At 68.8% G+C, this 22,770-nt stretch carries 20 protein-coding genes; 9 read left to right on the top strand and 11 right to left on the bottom strand.

The genetic code is table 11. The annotated features are described in order from the left end of the window. Positions 1 to 91 precede the first annotated feature (91 nt). Together ilvN and JW364_RS05160 are read right to left on the bottom strand one after the other, a co-directional pair. Complete coding sequence (gene ilvN, locus JW364_RS05165) at positions 92 to 595, bottom strand: acetolactate synthase small subunit (protein WP_058252141.1); 504 nt, start codon at positions 593 to 595, stop codon at positions 92 to 94. Next, positions 592 to 2,556 (bottom strand): acetolactate synthase large subunit, encoded by a 1,965-nt coding sequence (locus tag JW364_RS05160; RefSeq protein ID WP_165629829.1) that lies wholly within the window; start codon positions 2,554 to 2,556, stop codon positions 592 to 594. Before JW364_RS05160 ends, ilvN begins: the two co-directional genes overlap by 4 nt. Positions 2,557 to 2,903: 347 nt before the next feature. On the opposite strand from JW364_RS05160, the gene JW364_RS05155 reads away from it, so the two are divergent. The 3 genes from JW364_RS05155 to ilvD all read left to right on the top strand — a co-directional run bounded on the left by JW364_RS05155 (position 2,904) and on the right by ilvD (position 6,902). Further along, on the top strand, positions 2,904 to 3,362 hold the full coding sequence (locus JW364_RS05155) for a PH domain-containing protein (RefSeq protein WP_165629828.1): 459 nt from the start codon (positions 2,904 to 2,906) through the stop codon (positions 3,360 to 3,362). 80 nt (positions 3,363 to 3,442) lie between these two features. Then, the gene (mgtE, locus tag JW364_RS05150; protein ID WP_165629827.1) at positions 3,443 to 4,789 is read left to right on the top strand and encodes a magnesium transporter; all 1,347 of its coding nucleotides are present in this window, start codon (positions 3,443 to 3,445) and stop codon (positions 4,787 to 4,789) included. Positions 4,790 to 5,057: 268 nt separating this feature from the next. Continuing rightward, a complete protein-coding gene (gene ilvD / locus JW364_RS05145; RefSeq protein WP_165629826.1) occupies positions 5,058 to 6,902 on the top strand; it encodes a dihydroxy-acid dehydratase in 1,845 nt (614 codons plus the stop codon). 68 nt (positions 6,903 to 6,970) lie between these two features. Here the strand turns inward: ilvD and JW364_RS05140 are convergent, their stop codons facing one another. Then, the gene (locus JW364_RS05140) at positions 6,971 to 8,185 is read right to left on the bottom strand and encodes a DoxX family protein (RefSeq protein ID WP_165629825.1); all 1,215 of its coding nucleotides are present in this window, start codon (positions 8,183 to 8,185) and stop codon (positions 6,971 to 6,973) included. A gap of 108 nt (positions 8,186 to 8,293) precedes the next feature. On the opposite strand from JW364_RS05140, the gene JW364_RS05135 reads away from it, so the two are divergent. Further along, positions 8,294 to 9,487, top strand: coding sequence for a PQQ-dependent sugar dehydrogenase (locus JW364_RS05135; RefSeq protein WP_240198664.1), 1,194 nt, complete (start codon positions 8,294 to 8,296; stop codon positions 9,485 to 9,487). Between the two features lie 295 nt (positions 9,488 to 9,782). Here the strand turns inward: JW364_RS05135 and gatB are convergent, their stop codons facing one another. Beyond that, positions 9,783 to 11,288, bottom strand: coding sequence for an Asp-tRNA(Asn)/Glu-tRNA(Gln) amidotransferase subunit GatB (gene gatB / locus JW364_RS05130; RefSeq protein WP_078112932.1), 1,506 nt, complete (start codon positions 11,286 to 11,288; stop codon positions 9,783 to 9,785). Positions 11,289 to 11,419: 131 nt separating this feature from the next. Between gatB and JW364_RS05125 the strand changes: the two genes are divergently transcribed. After that, positions 11,420 to 11,653, top strand: coding sequence for a PspC domain-containing protein (locus JW364_RS05125; RefSeq protein ID WP_058252197.1), 234 nt, complete (start codon positions 11,420 to 11,422; stop codon positions 11,651 to 11,653). Between the two features lie 14 nt (positions 11,654 to 11,667). Here the strand turns inward: JW364_RS05125 and JW364_RS05120 are convergent, their stop codons facing one another. From JW364_RS05120 to JW364_RS05110, 3 genes are all read right to left on the bottom strand, one after another. Continuing rightward, positions 11,668 to 12,702, bottom strand: a complete 1,035-nt coding sequence (locus JW364_RS05120; protein ID WP_058252148.1) for a 6-phosphofructokinase — start codon at positions 12,700 to 12,702, stop codon at positions 11,668 to 11,670. 89 nt (positions 12,703 to 12,791) lie between these two features. Next, positions 12,792 to 13,442 (bottom strand): response regulator transcription factor, encoded by a 651-nt coding sequence (locus JW364_RS05115; RefSeq protein ID WP_165629824.1) that lies wholly within the window; start codon positions 13,440 to 13,442, stop codon positions 12,792 to 12,794. Between the two features lie 9 nt (positions 13,443 to 13,451). Next, positions 13,452 to 14,744: a sensor histidine kinase gene (locus JW364_RS05110; RefSeq protein ID WP_205333480.1), complete on the bottom strand. Its 1,293-nt coding sequence runs from the start codon at positions 14,742 to 14,744 to the stop codon at positions 13,452 to 13,454. A gap of 165 nt (positions 14,745 to 14,909) precedes the next feature. On the opposite strand from JW364_RS05110, the gene JW364_RS05105 reads away from it, so the two are divergent. Both JW364_RS05105 and JW364_RS05100 read left to right on the top strand, forming a co-directional pair. Next, positions 14,910 to 15,611: a hypothetical protein gene (locus JW364_RS05105; protein ID WP_240198662.1), complete on the top strand. Its 702-nt coding sequence runs from the start codon at positions 14,910 to 14,912 to the stop codon at positions 15,609 to 15,611. Then, positions 15,608 to 16,855, top strand: coding sequence for an alpha/beta-hydrolase family protein (locus JW364_RS05100; RefSeq protein ID WP_205333478.1), 1,248 nt, complete (start codon positions 15,608 to 15,610; stop codon positions 16,853 to 16,855). The genes JW364_RS05105 and JW364_RS05100 overlap by 4 nt, the downstream gene beginning before the upstream one ends. Before the next feature lie 46 nt (positions 16,856 to 16,901). On the opposite strand, the gene gatA is transcribed toward JW364_RS05100, so the two are convergent. Both gatA and gatC read right to left on the bottom strand, forming a co-directional pair. Beyond that, positions 16,902 to 18,407 (bottom strand): Asp-tRNA(Asn)/Glu-tRNA(Gln) amidotransferase subunit GatA, encoded by a 1,506-nt coding sequence (gene gatA / locus JW364_RS05095; protein WP_205333477.1) that lies wholly within the window; start codon positions 18,405 to 18,407, stop codon positions 16,902 to 16,904. Then, on the bottom strand, positions 18,404 to 18,715 hold the full coding sequence (gene gatC, locus JW364_RS05090) for an Asp-tRNA(Asn)/Glu-tRNA(Gln) amidotransferase subunit GatC (RefSeq protein WP_065632687.1): 312 nt from the start codon (positions 18,713 to 18,715) through the stop codon (positions 18,404 to 18,406). Before gatC ends, gatA begins: the two co-directional genes overlap by 4 nt. Before the next feature lie 180 nt (positions 18,716 to 18,895). Between gatC and JW364_RS05085 the strand changes: the two genes are divergently transcribed. Both JW364_RS05085 and JW364_RS05080 read left to right on the top strand, forming a co-directional pair. After that, positions 18,896 to 19,564 (top strand): amino acid-binding protein, encoded by a 669-nt coding sequence (locus JW364_RS05085; protein ID WP_065632686.1) that lies wholly within the window; start codon positions 18,896 to 18,898, stop codon positions 19,562 to 19,564. A 34-nt stretch (positions 19,565 to 19,598) separates the two neighbouring features. Next, positions 19,599 to 20,114 (top strand): O-acetyl-ADP-ribose deacetylase, encoded by a 516-nt coding sequence (locus JW364_RS05080; protein WP_165629819.1) that lies wholly within the window; start codon positions 19,599 to 19,601, stop codon positions 20,112 to 20,114. A 7-nt stretch (positions 20,115 to 20,121) separates the two neighbouring features. On the opposite strand, the gene ligA is transcribed toward JW364_RS05080, so the two are convergent. Together ligA and JW364_RS05070 are read right to left on the bottom strand one after the other, a co-directional pair. Further along, positions 20,122 to 22,212: an NAD-dependent DNA ligase LigA gene (gene ligA / locus JW364_RS05075; protein WP_165629818.1), complete on the bottom strand. Its 2,091-nt coding sequence runs from the start codon at positions 22,210 to 22,212 to the stop codon at positions 20,122 to 20,124. Between the two features lie 137 nt (positions 22,213 to 22,349). Further along, on the bottom strand, positions 22,350 to 22,736 hold the full coding sequence (locus JW364_RS05070; protein WP_165629817.1) for an MmcQ/YjbR family DNA-binding protein: 387 nt from the start codon (positions 22,734 to 22,736) through the stop codon (positions 22,350 to 22,352). Positions 22,737 to 22,770: the final 34 nt, after the last annotated feature.

Here is a 22,770-nt window from a genome sequence, read left to right as displayed (position 1 = left end):
TGGCGGATTCTGAAGAATCCGTCGGGATTCGTAATTCCCTTGTCGCTCCTCGCCGATGCTCAGATGAGCGCGACGACAGCGGGATTCTCTGTCAGCGGTTGGCCGACATGCTCTTCGGTCCCCGACCGAGGGTCACCGCGCCCGATTGCGCGATCTCCCGGATTCCATACGGATCGAGCATCCGCAGAAGTGCTTCGAGTTTTTCCGACGTGCCGGTGGCCTCGATCGTCAGCGACTCGGGCGAGACGTCGATCACCTTGGCGCGGAACAGGTTCACCACCTCGATGACCTCGGTGCGCACCGTCGAATCCGACCGCACCTTGACCATCATCAGCTCGCGCGAGACCGAGCTCGCCGGGTCCTGCTCGACGATCTTGATCACGTTGATCAACTTGTTGAGCTGCTTGGTGACCTGCTCGAGGGGGAAGTCCTCCACCGAGACCATGATGGTCATCCGCGAGATGCCCTTGAGCTCGGTGGGGCCCACGGCGAGTGACTCGATGTTGAATCCGCGCCTCGAGAACAGCGCCGAGATCCGCGCGAGGACGCCGGGTCGGTCTTCGACCAGGACACTGAGGGTATGGGTGGTGCTCACTGCTCGTCCTTCTGGTTTGCGCGATCGGCCGGCGCGTTGTCGACCGTTTGATGGCCATCCATCGCCTGGTGGATCTCCACCGGACCCGACGCCGACTCGTCGTCGTCGAACAGCGGCCGGATGTCGCGGGCGGCCATGATCTCGTCGTTGCCGGTGCCGGCGGCGACCATCGGCCACACCTGGGCGTCCTTGCCGACGATGAAGTCGATGACCACCGGGCGGTCGTTGATCTCCCGCGCCTTCGCGATCACCTCGTCGACGTCCTCCTCGCGCTCGACGCGGAAGGCCACGCAGCCCAGCGCCTCCGAGAGCTTGACGAAGTCCGGGATCATCCGCGAGTGCGTCGACAGATCGGTGTTCGAGTAACGCTCGTCGTAGAACAGCGTCTGCCACTGACGGACCATGCCCAGGTTGCCGTTGTTGATCAGCGCCACCTTGATCGGGATGCCCTCGATCGCGCAGGTGGCTAGTTCCTGGTTGGTCATCTGAAAACAGCCGTCACCGTCGATCGCCCAGACCTCGGCGTCGGGGTCGGCGGCCTTGGCGCCCATGGCGGCGGGCACCGCGTAGCCCATCGTGCCCAGACCACCGGAGTTGAGCCAGGTGCGCGGCTTCTCGTAGGAGATGAACTGTGCGGCCCACATCTGGTGCTGGCCGACACCTGCGCAGTACACCGCGTCCGGACCGGCGGCCTTGCCGAGGGCCTGGATGACGAACTCCGGCGACATCGAGCCGTCGGTCTGACGGTCGTAGCTCAGCGGATAGGTCCGACGCAGTTTGTCGAGGTAGGACCACCACTGCGAGATGTCGGGAGTCGAGCCGCTGGTCGCCCGCTCCTCGCGCAGCGCCTCGGTGAGCTCGGCGATGACCGCCTTGCAGTCACCGACGATCGGCACGTCGACGGGCCGGTTCTTGCCGATCTCGGCGGGGTCGATGTCGGCATGGATGACCTTGGCGTTCGGCGCGAACGATGACAACTGTCCGGTGACCCGGTCGTCGAAGCGTGCTCCGAGGGTGATCAGCAGGTCGCTGCGCTGCAGGCCCGCGACCGCCGCCACCGTGCCGTGCATGCCGGGCATGCCCAGGTGCAGCTGGTGGCTGTCGGGGAACGCGCCGCGTGCCATCAGCGTGGTGACCACCGGGATGCCGGTCAGCTCGGCCAGTTCCAGCAGCTCGGCCGACGCGTTCGCCTTGATGACACCGCCGCCGACGTAGAGCACCGGCGACTTCGCGGCGTTGATCATGCGCGCCGCCTCGCGAACCTGCTTGCCGTGCGGCTTGGTCACCGGGCGGTAACCGGGCAGGTCGATCTGCGGCGGCCAGGAGAACGTGGTCTGCGCCTGCAAGATGTCTTTGGGGATGTCGACCAGGACCGCGCCGGGACGACCGCTCTCGGCGATGTGGAACGCCTCGGCGATGGTCTTCGGGATGTCGATCGCCCGGCTGACCAGGAAGTTGTGCTTGGTGACGGGCATCGTGATACCCGAGATGTCGGCTTCCTGGAACGCATCGGTGCCGATGAGCGCGCGACCGACCTGGCCGGTGATCGCGACGACCGGCACCGAGTCCATCTGGGCGTCGGCCAGCGGGGTCACCAGGTTGGTGGCACCGGGACCGGAGGTGGCCATCATGACGCCGGCGCGTCCGGCGACCTGGGCGTACCCGGTCGCGGCGTGACCTGCGCCCTGCTCGTGACGGACGAGGACGTGGCGGACCTTCTGCGAGTCCAGCAGTGGGTCGTAGACCGGCAGCACCGCGCCACCCGGAATGCCGAAGACGACCTCGACACCGAGCTCCTCGAGGGAACGAACCACAGACTGGGCGCCGCTGACACGCTCGGGAGCAACGGTGTGCTGGGTTACCGCACGGAGGTTGCCCGCCGCCGGAGACTGCTGCCGCAGTCCTGCGTTGCGCGTCGGCTCGTTGCGGCCGGCGTCGGTGCGTGCTGTTGGTGCGCTCACTGCACGATCCTCATCTTGGTTGTGGAATCCGATATCCGTGATGGAAGTACCTGGCATGAAAAAACCCCCGACAGCTTCCGCTGTTCGAGGGTGGCGCGTCGATGCCGGTTTGGGGTCTGCGAGGTGACCGGTCAGGCGAAGACGCGCCAGCCGATTACTACGAGGATCCCGTTCTGCATCACGCGTTCACGGTAGGACTGTGTTCGGTTCCGAGTCAAACTCCGGACCACGCCGTCTCACCATCTGGGAAAACACTGGTCGAGTCGGTTGTCTGCGCACCTCGATTTCGGTCCGGCGCGACGAACCCGTCGGCGAGGGACCTCGGGGCCGGTTGGCACAATGGAACGGTGCCGACTGATTCCACCGACCCCGTAGACCCGAAGACCAGCGCGACCCCTGCCGACGACGACGTCGCATTCGACTATCCGGTGACGTTCCGTATCAACCGGACCGCGTACTTCACGGTCCCGATGGCCGCTCTGGTGGTCGTGCTCCTGGTCGGCGCCTCCCCGTGGTTTGCCTTCGCCCTGATCGTCCCGGTCCTGGTCTGGCTGTGGATTCGCCGGTTGCGGACCGTGGTCACCGAGAACGGACTCACCTCGGTGCGGATGTTCTCGACCACCGAGATCGCCTGGTCCGACATCGCCGGACTGCAGTTCCCGAAGTGGAGTTCGGTGCGTGCGGTCCTCACAGATGGCAGTCGAGTTCGTCTGCCGGCCATCGGTTTCCGCGATCTTCCCGCGTTGTCGCTCGTCAGTGGTGGCCGCATTCCGGACCCCTTCGAGGCGGCCCGCTCTGCCGAGTAGTCACGGTCTCCTCGTTTCTGGCACGGATCCGACTCCGCTCGGTCTCAGAGGCCTCCACCTGCCGGCAATAGAGTGCGGCCGTGGAGCACACCCGAACATTCGACGCCGGTGAACTCGACGAACTGATCTCGGCAGGTCGCCTCGCAGACGTCGGGACGACGCTGTCCGCGATGCCCGCGGGCGACATCGCCGCCCTGCTCGACCGGCTCCCCCACAAGTCCCGTGGCGTCGCGTTCCGTCTGCTGGCCAAGGACCTCGCGGTGGAGGTGTTCGACGATCTGTCGGCCGGCTCGCAGCGCCGCCTCATCGACGATCTGGGCACCGCGGACGTGGCCGCCGCCTTCGACCACCTCGACCCCGACGATCGCGCCGAGTTGCTGGACGAGTTGCCCGCGGGAGTCGCCAAGTCGCTGATCCAGCAGCTCACCCCGGCCGAACGCGACATGACCGCGGTGGTTCTCGGCTACCCGCGCGGTTCGGTGGGGCGTCGGATGAGTCCCGAGTTCGTCCACGCCCGAGAGGACGAACCGGCCGGCGACGCGTTGGCCCGCGTGCGAGAACGCGGACACGCCGCGGAGACGATCTACACGGTGCCCGTCCTCGACGGCGCTCGCTCGCTGTGCGGTGTGGTCAGCCTGCGCGACCTCCTCCTGGCCGACCCGGCCCAACCCGTCCACGACCTGATGAACAAGCCGATGTTCGCTCATGCCGAGGATGACGCCGAGGCCACCGCGCAGAGGTGTGTGGACCGGGGAATCCTCGCCATGCCCGTCGTCGACAGCGACAGCCGCCTGGTCGGCGTCCTGACCATCGACGATGCCGTCGACGTCGTCGAGCAGGCCCGGGACACCGACGAGGCCCGTGCGGGCGCGCGTGAACCCCTCCGCGACCCGTACCTGTTCTCGTCCATCCTGTCGATCACGCGCGCCCGGATCGTGTGGCTGTTCGTGCTCGCGGTGTCGGCGATCCTCACCGTCAACGTGCTGGAGATCTTCGAGGGCACCCTCGAGCAGCGGGTCGCGCTGGCACTGTTCATCCCGCTGCTCACCGGGATCGGCGGGAACACCGGTTCGCAGGCGGCGACGACCGTGACCCGCGCACTCGCCACCGACGAGGTCGCCCCGCGCGACGTCGCCCGCGTCGCCGCCAAGGAGGTCCGCGTCGGACTGACCATGGGCGCGCTACTCGGACTCGCCGGGTTCACCGTCGCCGCACTCGTCTACGGCCTCGAGATCGGTGTGGTGATCGGCCTGACGATCCTGTCGGTGTGCACCCTGGCCGCGACCGTGGGCGGCGTGATGCCGCTGATCGCGAAGTCGATCCGCGTCGACCCCGCGGTGTTCTCCACGCCGTTCATCTCGACGTTCTGCGACGCCACCGGCCTTCTCCTCTACTTCTCGATCGCCAAGACGGTGCTGGGGATCTGACCCCGACCGAGGACTGCACCGGCGCGGCCCGGCCCGCACGCCCGAATGGTTTTGTTACCCATCGTCGCAGCGGAGTAGCCTGCTTCTCGGTGCTCCCTCACGCCCACCCTCAGCGAGGCGGCGCCCGTCAACACAGTTCGCCCGGGCCACAGCCCGTGGGAACACACCCGGGGTCGCGGTGTTGAGCCGAAGAGTCCGGCGCCGGTCCGTCACCGCACGTCCGATCGCGCCGGGCCCGCCTGAGCCACACGATCGATTCGAGGAACCCATGCCTGCTCTGAGGTCACGTACCACCACCGTCGGCCGCGAAGCCGCCGGCGCCCGCTCCCTGTGGCGCGCCACCGGGATGACCGACGACGACTTCGGCAAGCCGATCGTGGCCATCGCCAACTCCTACACCCAGTTCGTGCCGGGGCATGTGCATCTGAAGGACGTCGGCGACATCGTGGCCGAGGCCGTGCGGGCCGCCGGTGGCGTGCCGCGGGAGTTCCACACCATCGCCGTCGACGACGGCATCGCGATGGGTCACGGCGGCATGCTCTACTCGCTGCCCAGTCGCGAGATCATCGCCGACTCGGTCGAATACATGGTCAACGCCCACACCGCGGACGCGCTGGTGTGTATCTCCAACTGCGACAAGATCACTCCCGGGATGCTCAACGCCGCGATGCGCCTGAACATCCCGACGGTGTTCGTCTCCGGCGGGCCGATGGAAGCCGGCAAGGCAGTCGTCGTCGGCGATGTCGCACATCCGTCGTCGGACCTGATCACCACGATCTCGGCGTCGGCGAACAGTGCTGTCGACGACGCCGGACTCGACGAGGTCGAGCGGTCGGCGTGCCCCACGTGCGGTTCGTGCTCGGGCATGTTCACGGCCAACTCGATGAACTGTCTGACCGAGGCGCTGGGACTCGCGCTGCCCGGCAACGGCTCGACGCTGGCCACCCACGAGGCCCGCCGCGCCCTGTTCGCGCGCGCGGGCACGGTCGTCGTCGATGCGGCGACACGTTGGTATCGCGACGACGACGCATCGGTGCTGCCGCGGAACATCGCCACGCCGACCGCGTTTCGCAACGCAATGGCCCTCGACGTCGCGATGGGCGGTTCGACCAACACCGTGCTGCACATCCTCGCCGCCGCGCAGGAGGGGGAGGTCGTCGATTTCGACCTCGGGGTCATCGACGAGATCAGCCGCAACGTGCCGTGTCTGTCGAAGGTCTCGCCGAATTCGGACTACCACATGGAGGACGTCCACCGGGCCGGCGGAATCCCGGCGATCCTCGGGGAACTGCGCCGCGCGGGCCTGCTCGACGACACCGCGTCGACCGTGCACACCCCGACCATGGCCCAGGCGCTCGACGACTGGGACATCCGCGGCGGCAAGGCGATCGCCGAGGCCGTCGAACTCTTCCACGCCGCACCGGGCGGCGTCCGCACCACCACTCCGTTCTCGACGTCGAACCGGTGGAGTTCGCTCGACACCGATGCCTCGGGCGGTTGCATCCGCGACCTCGAGCACGCCTACACCGTCGAGGGCGGTCTGTGCGTGCTGCGCGGCAACCTCGCCCCCGACGGCGCTGTCCTGAAGACGGCGGGCATCGACGAGGACCTGTGGCACTTCGAGGGTCCGGCCCGTGTCGTCGAGAGCCAGGAAGACGCCGTCCAGGTCATCCTCTCCAAGACCATCCAGGCCGGCGAGGTCCTCGTCGTGCGGTACGAGGGTCCCGCGGGCGGCCCCGGCATGCAGGAGATGCTGCATCCGACAGCCTTCATGAAGGGCACCGGGATGGGCAAGAAGTGCGCGCTCATCACCGACGGCCGGTTCTCCGGCGGATCGTCGGGCCTGTCGGTCGGTCACATGTCCCCCGAAGCCGCGTCGGGTGGTGCCATCGGACTCGTCGAGGACGGCGACCCGATCGTCATCGACGTCAAGACCCGCCGCCTCGAGGTCCTGGTCGACGACGAGGTGCTCGCCGAGCGGCGCGCCAAGATGGAGGCCTCCGAACGGCCATGGCAGCCGAAGGATCGTCAGCGCACGGTGACCACCGCACTGCGCGCGTACGCCAAGCTCGCGACGTCTGCCGACCGCGGCGCGGTGCGTCAGGTCGACTGACTACTCAGCACAGAGTGCGGGGACGTATCGGATTCCGATACGTCCCCGCGTTCTGTGTCGGTGCCGACTCAGATGAGCGGGTTGCTCCCGTTGGCCAGGACCCAGACGGCGACAGCTGCCGCCACGCCGACGATGAGCCAGAGGAACGAGCCGACGAACGGCCGTCGCGCCCAACCCCGTGGATAGTCGAGTGAGTACAGACCCGGGCCGGTCAGGATGACGACCGCCGCGGCCACCGCGAGGAAGAGCTCGAACTCGACCCCGCCGGCGGCGGCGAAGAACGAGAAGCCATCGGCCATCGACATCTTGTAGGCCGCGGCGACGAGCATGGTGCCGAGGATCGCCGACGCCCCGATCGGGGTCAGCAGCCCGAGGATCACCATCAGTCCACCGATCGTCTCCGACAGCGCACCGACGATGGCGAGGATCTGGGCGTAGTCGGCGGTGAAGCCGGCGTCGACGAGCATGGACTCGAAGCCGCTCAACCGCGGACCGTTCCACAACCCGAAGAGCTTCTGCAGGCCGTGCGCACCGACCAGGCCGCCGAGCGCAACACGCAACAGCAGCAAACCCAGGTCGATGGTGCCGCGCCGCGATTTCGCGAGCGCGTCCTCGAGGTCGTCGTCGGCCCCGGCACCGCGCCGATCATCGGTGTCGTCGTCGGTTCGGCGCCGCCCGAACCGACGACGACCGCGCGGCTCGTCGTCAAGTACTTCGGTGTCGGACGCGGCGTCGTGCGCTCGGGCGCGGGAGATCAGATCGTCGTCGTCATCGACGAAGTCGTAGCGCGCGGTGCCGACCGGCGGCAGGGCGGGCTCCGGGGTGGTGACCGCGTCGTCGGCGGTCTGCACGCGCGCGGGGCCGGGCTGTTTGGCGAACTGTACGGTCTCGAAGTCGTCATCGGCCGGTACACCCGTTCCGGCGCCGGGCCCCGCGGTCGTCGCGGCCGGTCGCGTCGGCGCCGGACCGGACCGAGGAGCCGCGGCCGGACCAGCGGCGACCGAACGGGTCTCGACGTCGCCGGGATCGAGGTCGTCGAGATCGTCCACCCGGGAGTAGGGGGCCGGCGACCGCCGGGCGTGCCGGTTGTAGAAGTCGTCGCGGTCGGTCACCGCGGGTGGCGTCGGCGGGCCGGCGTCGGGACGCGAACTGCCCGCCCCGGGTCCCGTGCCGGGTGCGCCGGTCGCGCCGCCCGGGACCGGGATCTGTCCGGTCGGTTCGTCGTAGGGGCTCGTCGCCGGTGTGTCGCGCTCGCTGGTGCCCGACGTGTCGCGTTCGCTCACACGCCCGACTCTAGAGGCTCGCGGACTGCGGTCACCGGACCCCGACGGGGTGAGTCGGGGCACCACGCTCGGGGCACCGTCACCCGGAGCACCATTACTGTGGACGCCATGTGGAAGGGGCGCCCGACGGGCACGCGCGACGATGCCCGGACGAGTTCAGCCGCGACGGCGGACCGCCGGGTGTGGGCCCGGTGGCGAGTGCTGGTGACGGTGCTGACGGCGGTCGTGGTGCTGGTCGGCGGCTGCGCGGACTTCAGCGCCCAGGACAATCAACGCGAGGCGGGTGCGTTCAGCCCGAACAACCGGCCGAGCGGCCAGCCCAAGCCGACGCCACCGCCGGAGACCCCGCGCGAGACGCAACCGCCACCGACCGGCCCGTGCGTCGACCCCGACCCCGCGGTGATCGCGACGTGCCTCGCGTCCACCGGCGGTGTGATGCCCGGCGACGAGCAGGGCGAGGTCACCGTCGTCGCCGAACGCACGACCGGCAAGATCATCACGACCAAACGCTACGGTCCTGCCCGGACCCTGGGAGAGACGCCGGTCGATGCGTCCGGTGACGGCGGTCTGATCGATTTCGCCTACTCCCCCACCTATTCTCAGGACCGGTTGATCTACGCCTACATCACGACCCCGTCGGACAACCGCATCGTCCGCCTGGCACCGGGAGACGTGCCCAAGCCGATCCTGACCGGCATCCCCAAGGGCGCCACCGGGAACATGGGCGCGATGTACTTCCGGTCCCCGACCGAACTCGTCGTCGCCACCGGCAATGCCGGGAATCCCGCGGCCGCGGACGATCCGTCGTCCCTCGCGGGCAAGGTACTGCTGGTGACCTCGTTCACCTCTGGCGACGGCCCGCGGCCGGCGATCCTCGCATCCGGCTTCGGGTCGTCGGTGGCGTTGTGTCCCAACGCTTCCACCGGGACGGTCTACGTCGCCGACCAGACGGCCACCGAGGATCGCGTGCAGGTGCTCGAAGAAGGCGGACCCAAGGTGCTGTGGACGTGGCCGGACCGGCCGCAGATCGCGGGTTGCGGGGTCGCCGGGGGCAGCATCTTCGTCTCGACGACACGCACCCAGCGCATCGAGGCCATCAACGAGCCCACTCGCGAGGAGCCGACGATCACCGCTCCGGCCGTCGTGCTCGACCGGCGGTACGGTGCCCTCGGCCGGATGGCCGCGCTCCCCAACGGGCTGCTGCAGGTGGCGACCGTCAACAAGGAGGTGGGTTCAGCGAAGCCCACCGACGATCGCGTGTTCCGCTTCCTGCCCTCCGGCGGTGGCAACGACCGGACGTGACCGGGACGCGCCCTTCAAGGCTCGTCGACCTCGACGCGCTCCTTCGTCGCTTGCTCGGCCCGGCGGCGTGCGCTCCCCGCACCTCAGTAACTGCGGCCGGGCGGCCGTCGTGGATCGTGAAAGAACACTCTTGAGCGTCCACATCTCTGCTCCCTGAGGTGCGAGTTAAGCGAGCCACGAAGGGCTCCGCAACCTGTCTCACCAGGCCCTTCGTGGCTCGTCGCTGGCGCTCCTCGCACCTCAGGGAGCAATGGTTATGTCGTCTTTCGGATCAGGGAGCAGAGGGGCTGCGCCCTCAGGAACAGGCCGCGATGACGAGTTCTTTGACGCGGGCCGGGTCTGCTTGTCCGCGAGTCGCTTTCATGACGTCTCCGACGATCTTGCCGGCGGCCTGGACCTTCCCGCCGCGGATCTTGTCGGCGATGTCGGGGTTGGCGGCGAGCGCGTCGTCGACCGCCTTCTGGAGCGCGGAATCGTCCCGAACCACCTCGAGGCCGCGGTCGGCAACGATCTGAGCGGGCTCACCCTCACCGTCGAGGACGGCGGTCGCGACCTGCTGCGCCAGCTTGGTCGTGAGTCTGCCCTCGTCGACCAGCCCGATGATCTCGGCGACCTGCGCCGGCGTGATGGACAGGTCGGCGAGTTCGACTCCGCGAGAATTGGCCTGCTGCGCAAGGAAGGACACCCACCAGCCGCGCGCCGCCTCGGGTGCTGCCCCGGCGTCGACGGTGGCGATGATGAGATCGACCGCGCCGACGTTGACGAGGTCACGCATGACCTCGTCGGAGACTCCCCAGTCCTCCTGGATGCGGGCGCGACGTAGCCACGGCAGCTCGGGCAGGTTCGCCCGCAACTCCTCGATCCACGCCGAATCCGGCTGCACCGGAGGCAGATCCGGCTCCGGGAAGTAGCGGTAGTCCTCGGCGGTCTCCTTGCGGCGCCCGGCCGACGTGGTGCCGTCGGTCTCGTGGAAGTGCCGCGTCTCCTGGACGATCTCGCCGCCGGCCTCCAGGATGGCGGCCTGACGGCGCATCTCGTAGCGAACCGCCACCTCGACGCTCTTGAGCGAGTTGACGTTCTTGGTCTCGGTGCGCGTACCGAATTCGGTGGCGTCCTTCGTCTTCAGCGACAGGTTCACATCGCAGCGCATCGACCCCTGGTCCATACGCACGTCCGACACGTCCAGCGACTTGAGCAGGTCGCGCAGCGCCGACACGTAGGCCCGGGCGACCTCGGGCGCGCGTTCCCCCGCGCCCTCGATGGGCCGCGTCACGATCTCGACGAGCGGCACGCCCGCGCGGTTGTAGTCGAGCAGCGAATGACTCGCGCCGTGGATTCGACCCGTCGAGCCGCCGATGTGCAGCGACTTGCCGGTGTCCTCCTCCATGTGGGCGCGCTCGATCTCGACCCGCCAGGTGGTGCCGTCGCCGAGCACGACGTCGAGGAAACCGTCGTAGGCGATCGGCTCGTCGTACTGCGAGATCTGGTAGTTCTTCGGCTGATCCGGGTAGAAGTAGTTCTTCCGCGCGAAGACGCTCGACGGCCGGATGGAGCAGTTCAGCGCGAGGCCGATGCGGATCGCGGACTCGATGGCCTTGGCGTTGGCGACCGGGAGCGAACCCGGCAGTCCGATACACACCGGGCACACCTGGGTGTTCGGGTCGGCGCCGAACTCGGTGGGGCACCCGCAGAACATCTTGGTCGCGGTGCCCAGCTCGACGTGCACCTCGAGACCCATCACCGGATCGAATGCGGCAAGCACCTCGTCGTAGTCCAACAGGTCGACGGCTGCGGAAGTCATAGCGGCCAGTTTATGCGGCGATATCCCAGGGGCACGTTCAGGGTGATCACCGATGCCGGGAGCCGGACCCGCTCGTAGCGTGGATGTCACCGGCGAACGACGCCGGACCACAATCCACACAGGAGGACGAGATGACCACCCCGCAACCCGCCTACAGCGGCCCCCGCCTGATGCGTTCGCGCAGCAACTCGTGGCTGGGCGGTGTCTGCGGTGGTATCGCGCAACGTTGGGGCTGGGATCCGACGCTCATCCGCGTGCTGTTCATCCTGTCGATGCTGCTGCCCGGACCCCAGGTCCTGATCTACCTGGCGCTCTGGATCATCATCCCGCGCGAGCCGGCCGCGACGGTCACCCCGGTGGCCTGACGGCCCGGAGTCGCTCAGCCGAAGATGACCCGAATCTCCTTGTACTGATCCAACGGCACCGTCTTCAGTTCACCGAGTGCCTCGTCGAAGGTGATCCGGGCGATGTCGGTGCCGTGAAGCGCGACCATCTGCCCCCAGCCCTTCTCGGCGACGAGGTCGGCGGTCGCCATCCCCATGCGGGTCGCGAGCACCCGGTCGTAGGCCGACGGCACGCCGCCGCGCTGGATGTGGCCGAGGATGGTGGCCCGGGTCTCGATCCCGGTCCGCTCCTCGATGAGCGGGGCGAGCACCTCGGCCACACCACCGAGTCGGGGGCGGTTGAAACCGTCGAGGCCTTTGGTGGAGTACGCCTCCTTCATCTCCGGGAGCTTGAACCCCTCGGCGACGACGACCATCGGCGAACGCCCGCGCGACTTGACGCTGGTGACCCAGGCACAGATCTGGTCGAGACTCTCGGGGTTCTCCGGGATCAGGATGACGTGGGCGCCGCCGGCGATCCCGGAGTGCAGGGCGATCCAGCCGGCATGGCGACCCATGACCTCGAGGACCATGCACCGTTTGTGCGAGTTGCCGGTGGTGCGGAGGCGGTCGATGGCCTCGGTCGCGATCTCCACCGCGGTGTTGAACCCGAAGGTGTAGTCGGTGGCGGCGATGTCGTTGTCGATGGTCTTGGGAACCCCGACGATGTTGATGCCGTCGTCGAACAACCGCTTCGACGCCGCCGCCGTGCCCTCGCCGCCGATCGCGATCACGCCGTCGATCTCGAGGTTCTTCAACACCTTCTTGATGTTCTCGGGACCGCCGTCGGGTTCGGAGTAGGGACCGAACCGGCTCGTGCCGAGAATGGTGCCGCCCTGGTTCGACAGGCCGCGGACCGTCGACCGGTTCAATTCGACGATGTCGCCGTAGACCAGTCCGGCCCAGCCGTCCCGGAAGCCGACGAACTCGTGGCCGTACACGGTCTCACCCTTGAGCACTGCGCCGCGGATGACCGCGTTCAGTCCGGGGCAGTCTCCCCCGGACGTCAGAATGCCGAACCTCTTGGCCACTGGTGAGACCACCCTCCCTGTCGTCATCGGTCAACCTGCCCGAGCAACCCCAATCTAGTGCCCCGGCGAGCCCGGCGCTGGTCGCGAAATCACTTGATGCCGTTCTCGTAGGCGAACACGACGGCCTGAGCTCGATCCCGGAGCCGGAGCTTGTTCAGGAGACTGCTCACATGGGTCTTCACCGTCTGCTCGGTCACGAACAGGTCCGCGCCGATCTCGGCGTTGGACTTGCCGTCGGACACCAGTTCGAGCACCTCGCGCTCCCGCGGGGTGAGCGTGTCGAGCTTCTGATCCCGCGCCGGCCGCCGGCGCCTGGCGGTGACCTCGGTGATCAGCCGCCGTGTGATCGACGGTGCCAGCAACGCCTCACCCGCGGCCACGACGCGGACCGCTCGCACCAGCTCATCGGCGGGCGCATCCTTCAGCAAGAATCCCGATGCCCCTATGCGCAGCGCCTCGTACACGTAGTCGTCGATGTCGAAGGTCGTCAGCATCAACACGCGCGTGGGCGGTTCGGCAGACGACGCGAGGATCTGCTCCGCGGCCCACAGTCCGTCCTTGCGCGGCATCCGCACATCCATCAGCACGACGTCGGGACGCACCCGACGACACACCTCGACGGCCTCGACCCCGTCGGCGGCATCGCCGAGGACCGAGAGGTCGGGTTGCGCGGCGAGCAGCGCCGAAAAGCCCTGACGCACCATGGCCTGGTCATCTGCGATGACTACGGTGATCGGCACGCCGTCACGCTACCGTCGTCGCGACGACGGCTCACCGGAACCCGTGGCGGTCACGATCGGCTCGGGCACGACGACGTCCCGGCGCGGCGTCGCCGGGATGCGAGCCCGCACCGAAAATCCGCCGGTCGGGGTCGGCGCGGCGACCAGCGAACCACCCACCGCCTGAGCGCGATCGATCATCCCGGGGATACCCACCCCGCTCCCGCCGATCTGCAGCGGTTCAGCGGTCGCGGCCGTGTTGACCACGGCGACGTCGACGAGATCATCGTCCCCGCGCCTCACCTCGACGTCCACGCGCCCGCCGGGGGCGTGCCGGGTGGCATTGGCCAGCGACTCCTGCACGATCCGATAGATCACCAGGGCGGCCGATTCACCGACCTCGTCGGCGTCGATGGCCAGGTTCAGCACGACCTCGGCACCCGCGCGGCGTGTCTCGGTGACCAGCGAATCGAGTTCGGCCAGGCCGGGATTGGGTGCCGCCGAAGCATCCGCACCCTCGACGCGCAGGACCCCGAGCAACTGTCGGACCTCGTCGAGGGACGTACGTGCCGCCTCGGCGATGGCGTCGAATTCCGCTGCGGCAGAAGGGCTCACATCCGGCAGGCGATATCTGGCGGTCTGTGACATCACCACCACCATCGACATCCGGTGAGCGACCACATCGTGCAGGTCCCGGGCGATGCGCGCCCGCTCCTGGAGTACGGCCGCCTCGGCTTCGGCGGCCTCGGTCTGCTCGGTGCGCACCGCCAACTGCCGGCGCGAAGCCATCAGTCCGCGCAGCAACGCGACCACGACCGCGAGCACCGAGATCCCGAAGACCCACCCGACGCGCGCGGTCGGTTGCACGGCGAAGGCGATGACGATCGACGTCGAGACCCAGACCACCGGAATCCATCGCAGCGGGCACTTGAGGAAAGCCATGAACGTGAGGACCAGCAGTTCGATCAGGTGGGTGACCTGGATCGTCAGCTCCCACCCGCCCCGGGTCGGGACGATGATGCCGATGAGTTGGGCGGAGACCACCGAGATCGCCCACCCCAGCAACGGGGCCGACCACGCGAGGGCGATCGGCAGGGCCGCGAAGGCAGCGACCACGGGTAGCACGAACACCGGCATCGAGTGGGTGATCGGGAGCGTCGGCCACGCAACCGAGTACATGACCAGCGCCACGAACAGGAAGAACCAGTTGAGGCGCGACGAGAAGTAGTGCCGCACCGCGGGGTCCTGGGCAACCGGTGCGGTCGACGCCCATTCCAGTGAGGACGCCCCCACCGCGCGGAGCTTCTTGCGGTATCCGAACATGCCCTCACCCTAGGCTCGCCGACCGCTCGAAGACCTCATACTTCCGAGGGAGACGACCCGCTACCGTCGTAGCGTTTCGGCGCCGACGAACCGGCCTGGGGACGACCGCGGCCGGTCCCGCGGAGCGATGTGCCGGCCGAATCCGGACTCATAGCGTCGATGCTCATGACCGGATCAGAGAACATCCGAAAGCTTCCGTCGGACAACGTCTTACACCAGCACCGCGATCTCTCCGCAACCACTCGCCGACGACGGTCGCGGTGGTGGGCGGCGATGCTCACCCTGGCCGTACTCGTCACCGGCCAGTGGGCCTCGACCGCACACGCCGTCGCAGGCCCGCTCCTCGCAGCACCGAGCCCGGCGGTGGCGGCGCCGGCGGCCGATGCGACCAATCCCTACGCGGCCGTGGTCGTCGCCCTCGTGGGACCGCACCCGGCCACCGCACTGGCGTCCCTTCCGCCGTCCTTCGTCGTGGCGCAGGGGTACTCCCCGCGGATCGTCGACGGATACCCGATCGACCCGGATGGGGACTGCTCGTCGCCGGTTCCGTTGCCACCGCACTTCACCCCGCTGTGCCGCACCCACGATCTCGGCTACGACCTGTTGCGGGCGGCGCAGCGAAACGGCAAACCGCTCGGCGCCTGGGCCCGGATCGCGCTGGACCGCATGCTGATCGACCGGATGTACGCCTCCTGCCGGACAGCTGCCTGCACGACTGCCACGCATGGCGCTCGGATCGGGTTGGCGTGGAACACGTGGCGGCAGTACGGCGGTCCCCCGGCCCGGGGCGAGTCGTTGTCGGCCTTGGTCCGCACGACCGTCGAGCGCGCCCTGGTCGATCCCGACGAGCGCGAGGTGCGGCGATGACGAAGTACCGAGACGCCCGTTGGCTGCGTGACGGCCCGTTCCGATCGTGGCCGCATCCCGCGATCAGTGTCGCGGTGACCCTCGGTTACCTCATGGCGGTCTATCCGGGCACGCTGCCCCGGGACGCGACGACGACCGCGATCGTGACAGCGGCATTCGGCGCCCTGGGTGCGATCATCGGGATGATCGTCGCCCGGCGCAGCCGGCGACAGCCGGACGACCAGGCACGGCGCGTCGTGTTCTGCTCTTGCCTGGTGATCCTCGGATGCGCGGTCGGCGTGGCGGTCTGGTGGCAGAACCTCATCCGTGCGGCGGTCGACGTCGCCCCCGTCGGGCTCGGGTGGGGCGCGGCGGCCACGATCCCGCCGGCCGTCATCGTCCTGGCGATCGTCGCCGTCCCGCGCAGCTGCGCTCTGCTCGCGGCCGGCGCAGTCGCCCTCACGGCGGGACTGCTGGCACCCGCCGACGCCGGCGCCGACGAACAGCCGGTGCCGGCGTCGTCGACGACGGTGGCGACGCATTCGGACGTCCTGGCCCGCGGGGAGCTGAGCACCGATGGATTCGACCGCGCCGCTGCACAACTCGTGCGGACGTGGGCGCGTTCGGGCGGACTGTCGACGCGGGCGGTTGTCGTTGCCGTGCCGACCGGATCGGGATGGGTCGACCCGGCAGCGGTCGACGGTTTCGAGAGCCGGTTCGCCGGCGACGTCCGGGTTCTCGCACTCCCCTACGACGACGTGCCGTCGTGGCAGGCCTTCGTGTCCGACCGCTCCCGATCGGCGGACTCCGCGATCGCGGTGGTGTCGGCACTGGCGGCCGTCCTCGACGGTGTTCCCGACCGCGAACGTCCGCGGGTGATCCTCTACGGGCAGAGTCTCGGTGCCGTGGGCGCCGACGCCGCCCGGGTATGGCTGGAGAACGAGCGCCCCGCTCTGCTCGACGAGACCGTGCTGGTCGCGCCGCCGGCGGGCACCGTCGCTCCGGATTCCCGCACCTCGCGAACGGTTCTCGCCAATTCCAGCGACCCCGTCGTGCGCTGGTCACCCGCCGGACTGTGGAGGCCGCACCGCGCGACCGAGGACACCCACATCCGCGGTCCGCGGGTCCCGTCGGCGCCGTGGCTACCCGTGGTCAGTTTCGTACAGACAAGCATCGACCTTCTCGGCGCACTCGACGGTGCGGCCGGGGTCGGCCACCGGTACGGGTCCGAACAGTCCGGACCGCCGCAGCCGATGCGGAATTGACAGCCCCGCGACGGCGTGCACCGAGGACGGCACGCCGCCCCGGTCGTCAGACGATCGGCCCCCGAGCCGCTTCGTACGACGCTCCCACGCGGTACAGCCGGTCGTCGGCCAGGGCGGGCGCCATGATCTGCAGCCCGACGGGCATGCCGTCGTCGACCGACAGCCCCGACGGCACCGACATCGACCCGATGCCGGCGAGGTTCACCGGCAGCGTGCACAGGTCGAACAGGTACATCGCGAGCGGGTCGTCGACCTTCTCCCCGATCGGGAACGCGGTGGTCGGCGTGGTCGGCGAGATGAGCACGTCGACCTTCTCGAAGGCGGTGGCGAAGTCACGCGCGATCAGGGTGCGCACCTTCTGCGCCTGACCGTAGTAGGCGTCGTAGTAGCCCGAGGACAACGCGTAGGTCCCGATCATGATGCGGCGCTTGACCTCTGGACCGAATCCCTGCTCCCGGGACAGAGCCATGACCTCATCGGCCGAATGCGAGCCGTCGTCGCCGACCCGCAGTCCGTAGCGCATCGCGTCGAACCGCGCGAGGTTCGACGACACCTCCGACGGGAGGATGAGGTAATAGGCGCCCAGCGCGTAGGTGAAGTGCGGGCAGCTGACCTCGACCACCTCGGCGCCGCGCTCCTCGAGGAGCTTGACGGCCTGGTGGAAGGAGTCGAGCACGCCGGACTGGTAACCCTCGCCCTGCAGTTCGGTGACGACACCGATCCGGACGCCGGCGAGATCCCGCTCGGCCCCTTCGCGGGCCGCCGAGACGACGTCGGGCACCGGCACATCGATCGAGGTCGAGTCCCGCGGGTCGTGCCCGGCGATGATCTCGTGCAGCATCGCGGTGTCGAGGACGGTACGGCCACACGGGCCGCCCTGGTCGAGCGACGAGGCGCACGCCACGAGCCCGTAGCGCGAGACCGTGCCGTACGTGGGCTTGACGCCGACCGTCGCGGTGACCGCGGCCGGCTGCCGGATCGAGCCCCCGGTGTCGGTACCGATCGCCAGCGGGGCCTGGTACGAGGCCAGCGCGGCGGCGCTGCCACCCCCCGAACCACCCGGGATCTTGCTGGGATCCCACGGGTTCCGGGTGAGCTGGTAGGCGGAGTTCTCGGTCGAGCTGCCCATCGCGAACTCGTCCATGTTGGTCTTGCCCAGGATCGGGATGCCCGCGGCGCGCAGGCGTGCGGTGACCGTGGCGTCGTAGGGCGGAACCCAACCCTCGAGAATCTTGGAGCCGCACGTGGTGGGTGCGTCGGTGGTGGTGAAGACGTCCTTGAGGGCGATCGGTACACCCGCGAGGGCCGACGGGGCGTCCCCGGCGGCGATCGCGTCGTCGGCGGCCTTCGCGGCGACCAGCGCTTCGGCGCTACTGACGTGGAGGAACGCGCCGAGTTGGTCGTCGATCTCGGCGATGCGGTCGAGGTGGGCCTGGGTGACCTCCACCGAGCTGACCTCGCGGGCACCGATCCGGGTGGCGAGTTCGGCGGCGGACAATCCGGTCAGATCGCCGTCGGGACGCGGCGCGGCGGCGCTGGAATCGGGACTCACTGCTCTTCTCCCAGGATCTGCGGAACCGCGAAACGGTCCTGCTCGACGGCCGGTGCACCGGACAGCGCGGCGTCGGTCGTCAGCCCCGGGACGACGACATCGGGGCGCAGCACATTCGCCAGTTCGGCCGGGTGGGCCGTGCCGGGCACGTCGTCGGCGGCCACTTCCGACACCGACGCGACGTGGGTCAGGATCGAGTCCAGCTGCTCGGCGTAGACATCGAGTTCGTCCTCGCTCAACGCCAGGCGCGACAGACGCGCCAGATGCGCGACTTCGTTGCGCGATATGGACTTCGGTTCGCCAGCCACCGCAGCGTCCTTCCTTCCATCACTCTTCGTTCGGGTCTCGCCGTCCCCCGCCGTGTCGTCGACCGATGTCGTGTCGGCGTCTGGGCGACGTCTCCAGACTATGGGAACCCGCGACGACCGCTTCCCCCAGCCACCGGTTGGCAGCCGTGCACTGCGCGCCGCCGGCGCGTGGGTGCGAGAATGTCGCACGTGTCCTACCTGTTGCGGGTCTATCTCGAAGACCGGCCGGGCAGCCTCGGCGTGCTCGCCGTGCAGCTCGGCTCGGTCGGCGCAGACATCCTGTCCCTCGAGGTCGTCGAGCGCGGCAACGGTTACGCCGTGGACGACCTCGTCGTCGAGGTGGCGCCCGGGGCGCTGCCCGACAGCCTGATCACCGCGGCCGAGAAGGTCAACGGCGTCCGTGTCGACTCGATCCGCCCCTACTCGGGCGTGCTGGACACCCATCGTGAACTCGAGTTGGTCGATCAGGTGGCCACTGCCGGACGTGACCGGTTGCAGATCCTGGTGGACAACGCGCCCCGCGTCCTGCGCGTCTCCTGGGCGATGGTGGTCACACCCGCCAGCGGCGGCGTGCTGCAGCTCTTCGGCTCGTCCGGCGCCCCGGAGACCCCGCTGACCAGGGCGGATTGGCTACCGCTCGAGAGAGCCGTCGAGCTGGACGCCGACGGCGACTGGGTGCCCGGCGCCTGGCAGGACATGGACACCCGTCTCGCGGCGGCTCCCCTGGGCTCGGAGTCGAAGGCGATCCTGCTCGGACGCATCGGCGGACCGGACTTCCGGCCGTCGGAGGTCGCCCGACTCGGTTATCTCGCCGGGATCGTCAGTACCGTGCTGCGCGCCGAGAGTTAGCCACAGCCGGTCGATCCGGAGGCATCATGGTCTGATGACGTCCATCACGTTGATACAGGGCGACATCACGACACAGTCGGTCGACGCGATCGTGAATGCCGCGAACTCCACACTGCTGGGCGGCGGCGGTGTCGACGGCGCGATCCACCGGCGGGGCGGCCCGGCGATCCTCGCCGAGTGCAAGGAGCTGCGGGCGGGCACCTACGAACGTGGACTACCCGTCGGCGAGGCCGTGGCCACCACCGCGGGAGACCTCGACGCACGTTGGGTCATCCACACGGTCGGACCGGTGCACTCCTACGACGAGGACCGTTCATCCCTGCTCGTCTCCTGCTACCGCGAGTCCCTGCGCCTCGCAACCGAACTCGGTGCCACCACCATCGCCTTCCCGGCGATCTCGACCGGCGTGTACGGCTGGCCGATGGACGACGGCGCCCGCAAGGCGGTCGACACGGTGCGTGCCACGCTGCCGGAGACCTCGATCGAGGAGGTCCGTTTCGTCCTTTTCGACCAGCGTGCCTTCCGCGCGTTCGAGTCCGCTCTGGGCTGATCGACGGTCACTCGGGGCTGCCGGTCTCCAGCAACTTCTTGAACGCGTCCTCGTCGAGCACCGGCACGCCGAGCTGTTCGGCCTTGTCGGCCTTGGTGCCCGGCGAATCCCCCACCACCACGTAGTCGGTCTTCTTCGACACCGAACCCGACGCCTTGCCGCCGCGTTGCAGGATCGCCTCCTTGGCCCCGTCACGGGAGAAGTCCACCAGCGAACCCGTCACGACGATCGTCTTGCCCTCGAGGGTCCGCGGGATCGACTCGTCGCGCTCGTCTTCCATGGAAACGCCTGCGGCGCGCCACTTCTCGACGATGTCTCGATGCCAGTCGACGGTGAACCAGTCGTGGATCGACTGGGCGAGGGTCATTCCCAACCCCTCTACGCCGGCGAGCTGGTCGATGTCGGCGGCCTCGATGGCCTCGAGGGAACCGAATTCGGTGGCGAGGGCGCGGGCGGCGGTGGGCCCGACATGGCGGATCGACAGCCCGACCAGCACGCGCCACAGCGCCACGTCCTTGGCTTTGTCGAGGTTCGCCAGCAACCGCTTGCCGTTGGCCGAGAGCGCCCCCGCCTTGGTGGTGAACAGATCCGTGCGGATCAGGTCCTCGGCCGTCAGCGAGAAGAGGTCACCCTCGTTGGTGAGCACCCCCGCCGACAGCAGGGCCGACGCGGCCTCGTAGCCGAGCGCCTCGATGTCGAAGGAACCCCGACCGGCCAGGTGGAAGAGCCGCTCGCGCAACTGGGCCGGACAACTCTCCTGGTTCGGACAGCGGAGGTCGGCGTCGCTCTCCTTTTCGGGACGCAGCGGCGTCTCGCAGGCCGGGCACAGTTCGGGCATCTCGAACTCCACCTCGGTGCCGTCGCGGAGATCGACGACGGGCCCGAGGACCTCGGGGATCACGTCCCCCGCCTTGCGGATGGTGACGGTGTCGCCGATCAGCACACCCTTGCGCTTGACCTCCGAACCGTTGTGCAGGGTCGCGCGCGAGACCGTGGACCCGGCGACGAGCACGGGATCGAGGACCGCGAAGGGAGTGACGCGGCCGGTCCGCCCGACGTTGACCTGGATGTCGGAGAGCTTGGTGGTGGCCTCCTCGGGCGGGTACTTGTAGGCGATCGCCCACCGCGGCGCCCGCGAGGTGGAACCGAGGCGGCGCTGCACCGTGACGTCGTCGACCTTGACCACGATGCCGTCGATCTCGTGCTCGACGTCGTGACGGTGCTCGCCCCAGTAGGCGATCTTGTCGATGATCTCGTCGGCGCCGGACACCTTGGTGGTGTGGGTCGACACCGGCAGACCCCAGGCCCCGAGCGCCAGGTAGGCGTCGTGCAACGACTCCGGTCGCCAACCCTCGGTGTGCCCGATCCCGTGACAGATCATCCGCAGCTTGCGACGGGCCGTGACCTGCGGATTCTTCTGCCGCAGCGAGCCGGCGGCCGAGTTGCGCGGGTTCGCGAACGGCGGCTTGCCCTCCGCCACGAGCGAGGCGTTGAGCGCCTCGAAGTCCTCCACCCGGAAGAAGACCTCGCCACGCACCTCGAGGACCTCGGGAATCGGGTACTCCGGGGACTCGGTCAGGCGCATCGGGATGTCGTCGATGGTGCGCGCGTTCAGTGAGACGTCCTCACCGGTGCGTCCGTCGCCACGGGTGACACCTCGCTCGAGAACCCCGTTCCGGTAGACCAGCGCCAGGGCCACGCCGTCGATCTTGAGCTCGCAGAGGAAGTCGGCCCGGGCGCCGGCGTCGGCGACCACGCGGTCGACCCAGGCGCGCATCTCGTCGTGGTCGAAGACGTTGTCCAGCGACATCATTCGCTCGAGGTGGTCCACTGCGGAGAACGCCGTGGAGAAGCCACCCCCGACGAGCTTGGTGGGTGAGTCGGCGGTCGCGAGTTCGGGATGCGCGTCCTCGAGCGCCTGCAGGCGTCGGAGAAGCTGATCGAACTCGCCGTCGGTGATGACCGGCGCGTCCTTCACGTAGTAGCGGAACTGGTGCTCGCGGATCTCCTCGGCGAGCGCGGTCCACTCCTCACGCAGGTCCGCCTCCGGCCCCGACTGCTCGGTGACCGGCTGGCCCGACTCCGTTGTATCTGCCACGTTCCGAGGGTATCGGAGTGGTGGGACAGACCCAGCTCGTCAACCGATGCCTCATTCGCGCGGTACTGCTTCCCTCCCGCTGATCGGATCCGATCAGCGGGAGGGAGACGGGACCGCGGGAGTTTCCGCGCCGACCATCACAACGGACCGAGCTTCGCCACCGACCGTTTGGGTGCGATCTGGCGGTAACTCGTGTCGAGGAGTTCGGCGACCTCGTCCCAGTCGGTCCCGTCGTCGAGGATCAGCCCCACCCAGCCGGCCGGCCCGAGGTAGGCGGGCAGGAAGAACCGCGGATCGTCCAGCAGCGCGGGCCGCTCGGAGTCGTCGGCGAGGACCAGGATCGACTGATCGTGACGCACCTTGCTGCCCTTGACGCCACCGCCGTAGTTGCCGAACATCTTGCCGCAGCGAAAGGTCGGACGACCGTGCGCGACGACCTCGGTCGCGTCGGGCAGCGCGAGCGCGATCTCCCGTATGCGGCCCAGATAGGGATCCGCGTCGTCGAACATGATCGGGTGCGGCATACCGACGAGAATAGGTCCGCGACGCCGGGCCCGC

Source organism: Gordonia sp. BP-119 (assembly GCF_016924115.1).
Classification (GTDB): domain Bacteria; phylum Actinomycetota; class Actinomycetes; order Mycobacteriales; family Mycobacteriaceae; genus Gordonia; species Gordonia hongkongensis.
This window is presented reverse-complemented; position numbering and strand designations above follow the sequence as displayed.

Coding starts and splice junctions, on each gene's coding strand:
- JW364_RS05085 (WP_065632686.1), top strand. CDS start 18,896: ATGTCGCACGTGTCCTACCTGTTGCGGGTCTATCTCGAAGACCGGCCG.
- JW364_RS05125 (WP_058252197.1), top strand. CDS start 11,420: ATGACCACCCCGCAACCCGCCTACAGCGGCCCCCGCCTGATGCGTTCG.
- JW364_RS05110 (WP_205333480.1), bottom strand. CDS start 14,744: ATGTTCGGATACCGCAAGAAGCTCCGCGCGGTGGGGGCGTCCTCACTG.
- JW364_RS05100 (WP_205333478.1), top strand. CDS start 15,608: ATGACGAAGTACCGAGACGCCCGTTGGCTGCGTGACGGCCCGTTCCGA.
- JW364_RS05105 (WP_240198662.1), top strand. CDS start 14,910: ATGACCGGATCAGAGAACATCCGAAAGCTTCCGTCGGACAACGTCTTA.
- JW364_RS05080 (WP_165629819.1), top strand. CDS start 19,599: ATGACGTCCATCACGTTGATACAGGGCGACATCACGACACAGTCGGTC.
- gatB (WP_078112932.1), bottom strand. CDS start 11,288: ATGACTTCCGCAGCCGTCGACCTGTTGGACTACGACGAGGTGCTTGCC.
- JW364_RS05070 (WP_165629817.1), bottom strand. CDS start 22,736: ATGCCGCACCCGATCATGTTCGACGACGCGGATCCCTATCTGGGCCGC.
- JW364_RS05135 (WP_240198664.1), top strand. CDS start 8,294: ATGTGGAAGGGGCGCCCGACGGGCACGCGCGACGATGCCCGGACGAGT.
- ilvD (WP_165629826.1), top strand. CDS start 5,058: ATGCCTGCTCTGAGGTCACGTACCACCACCGTCGGCCGCGAAGCCGCC.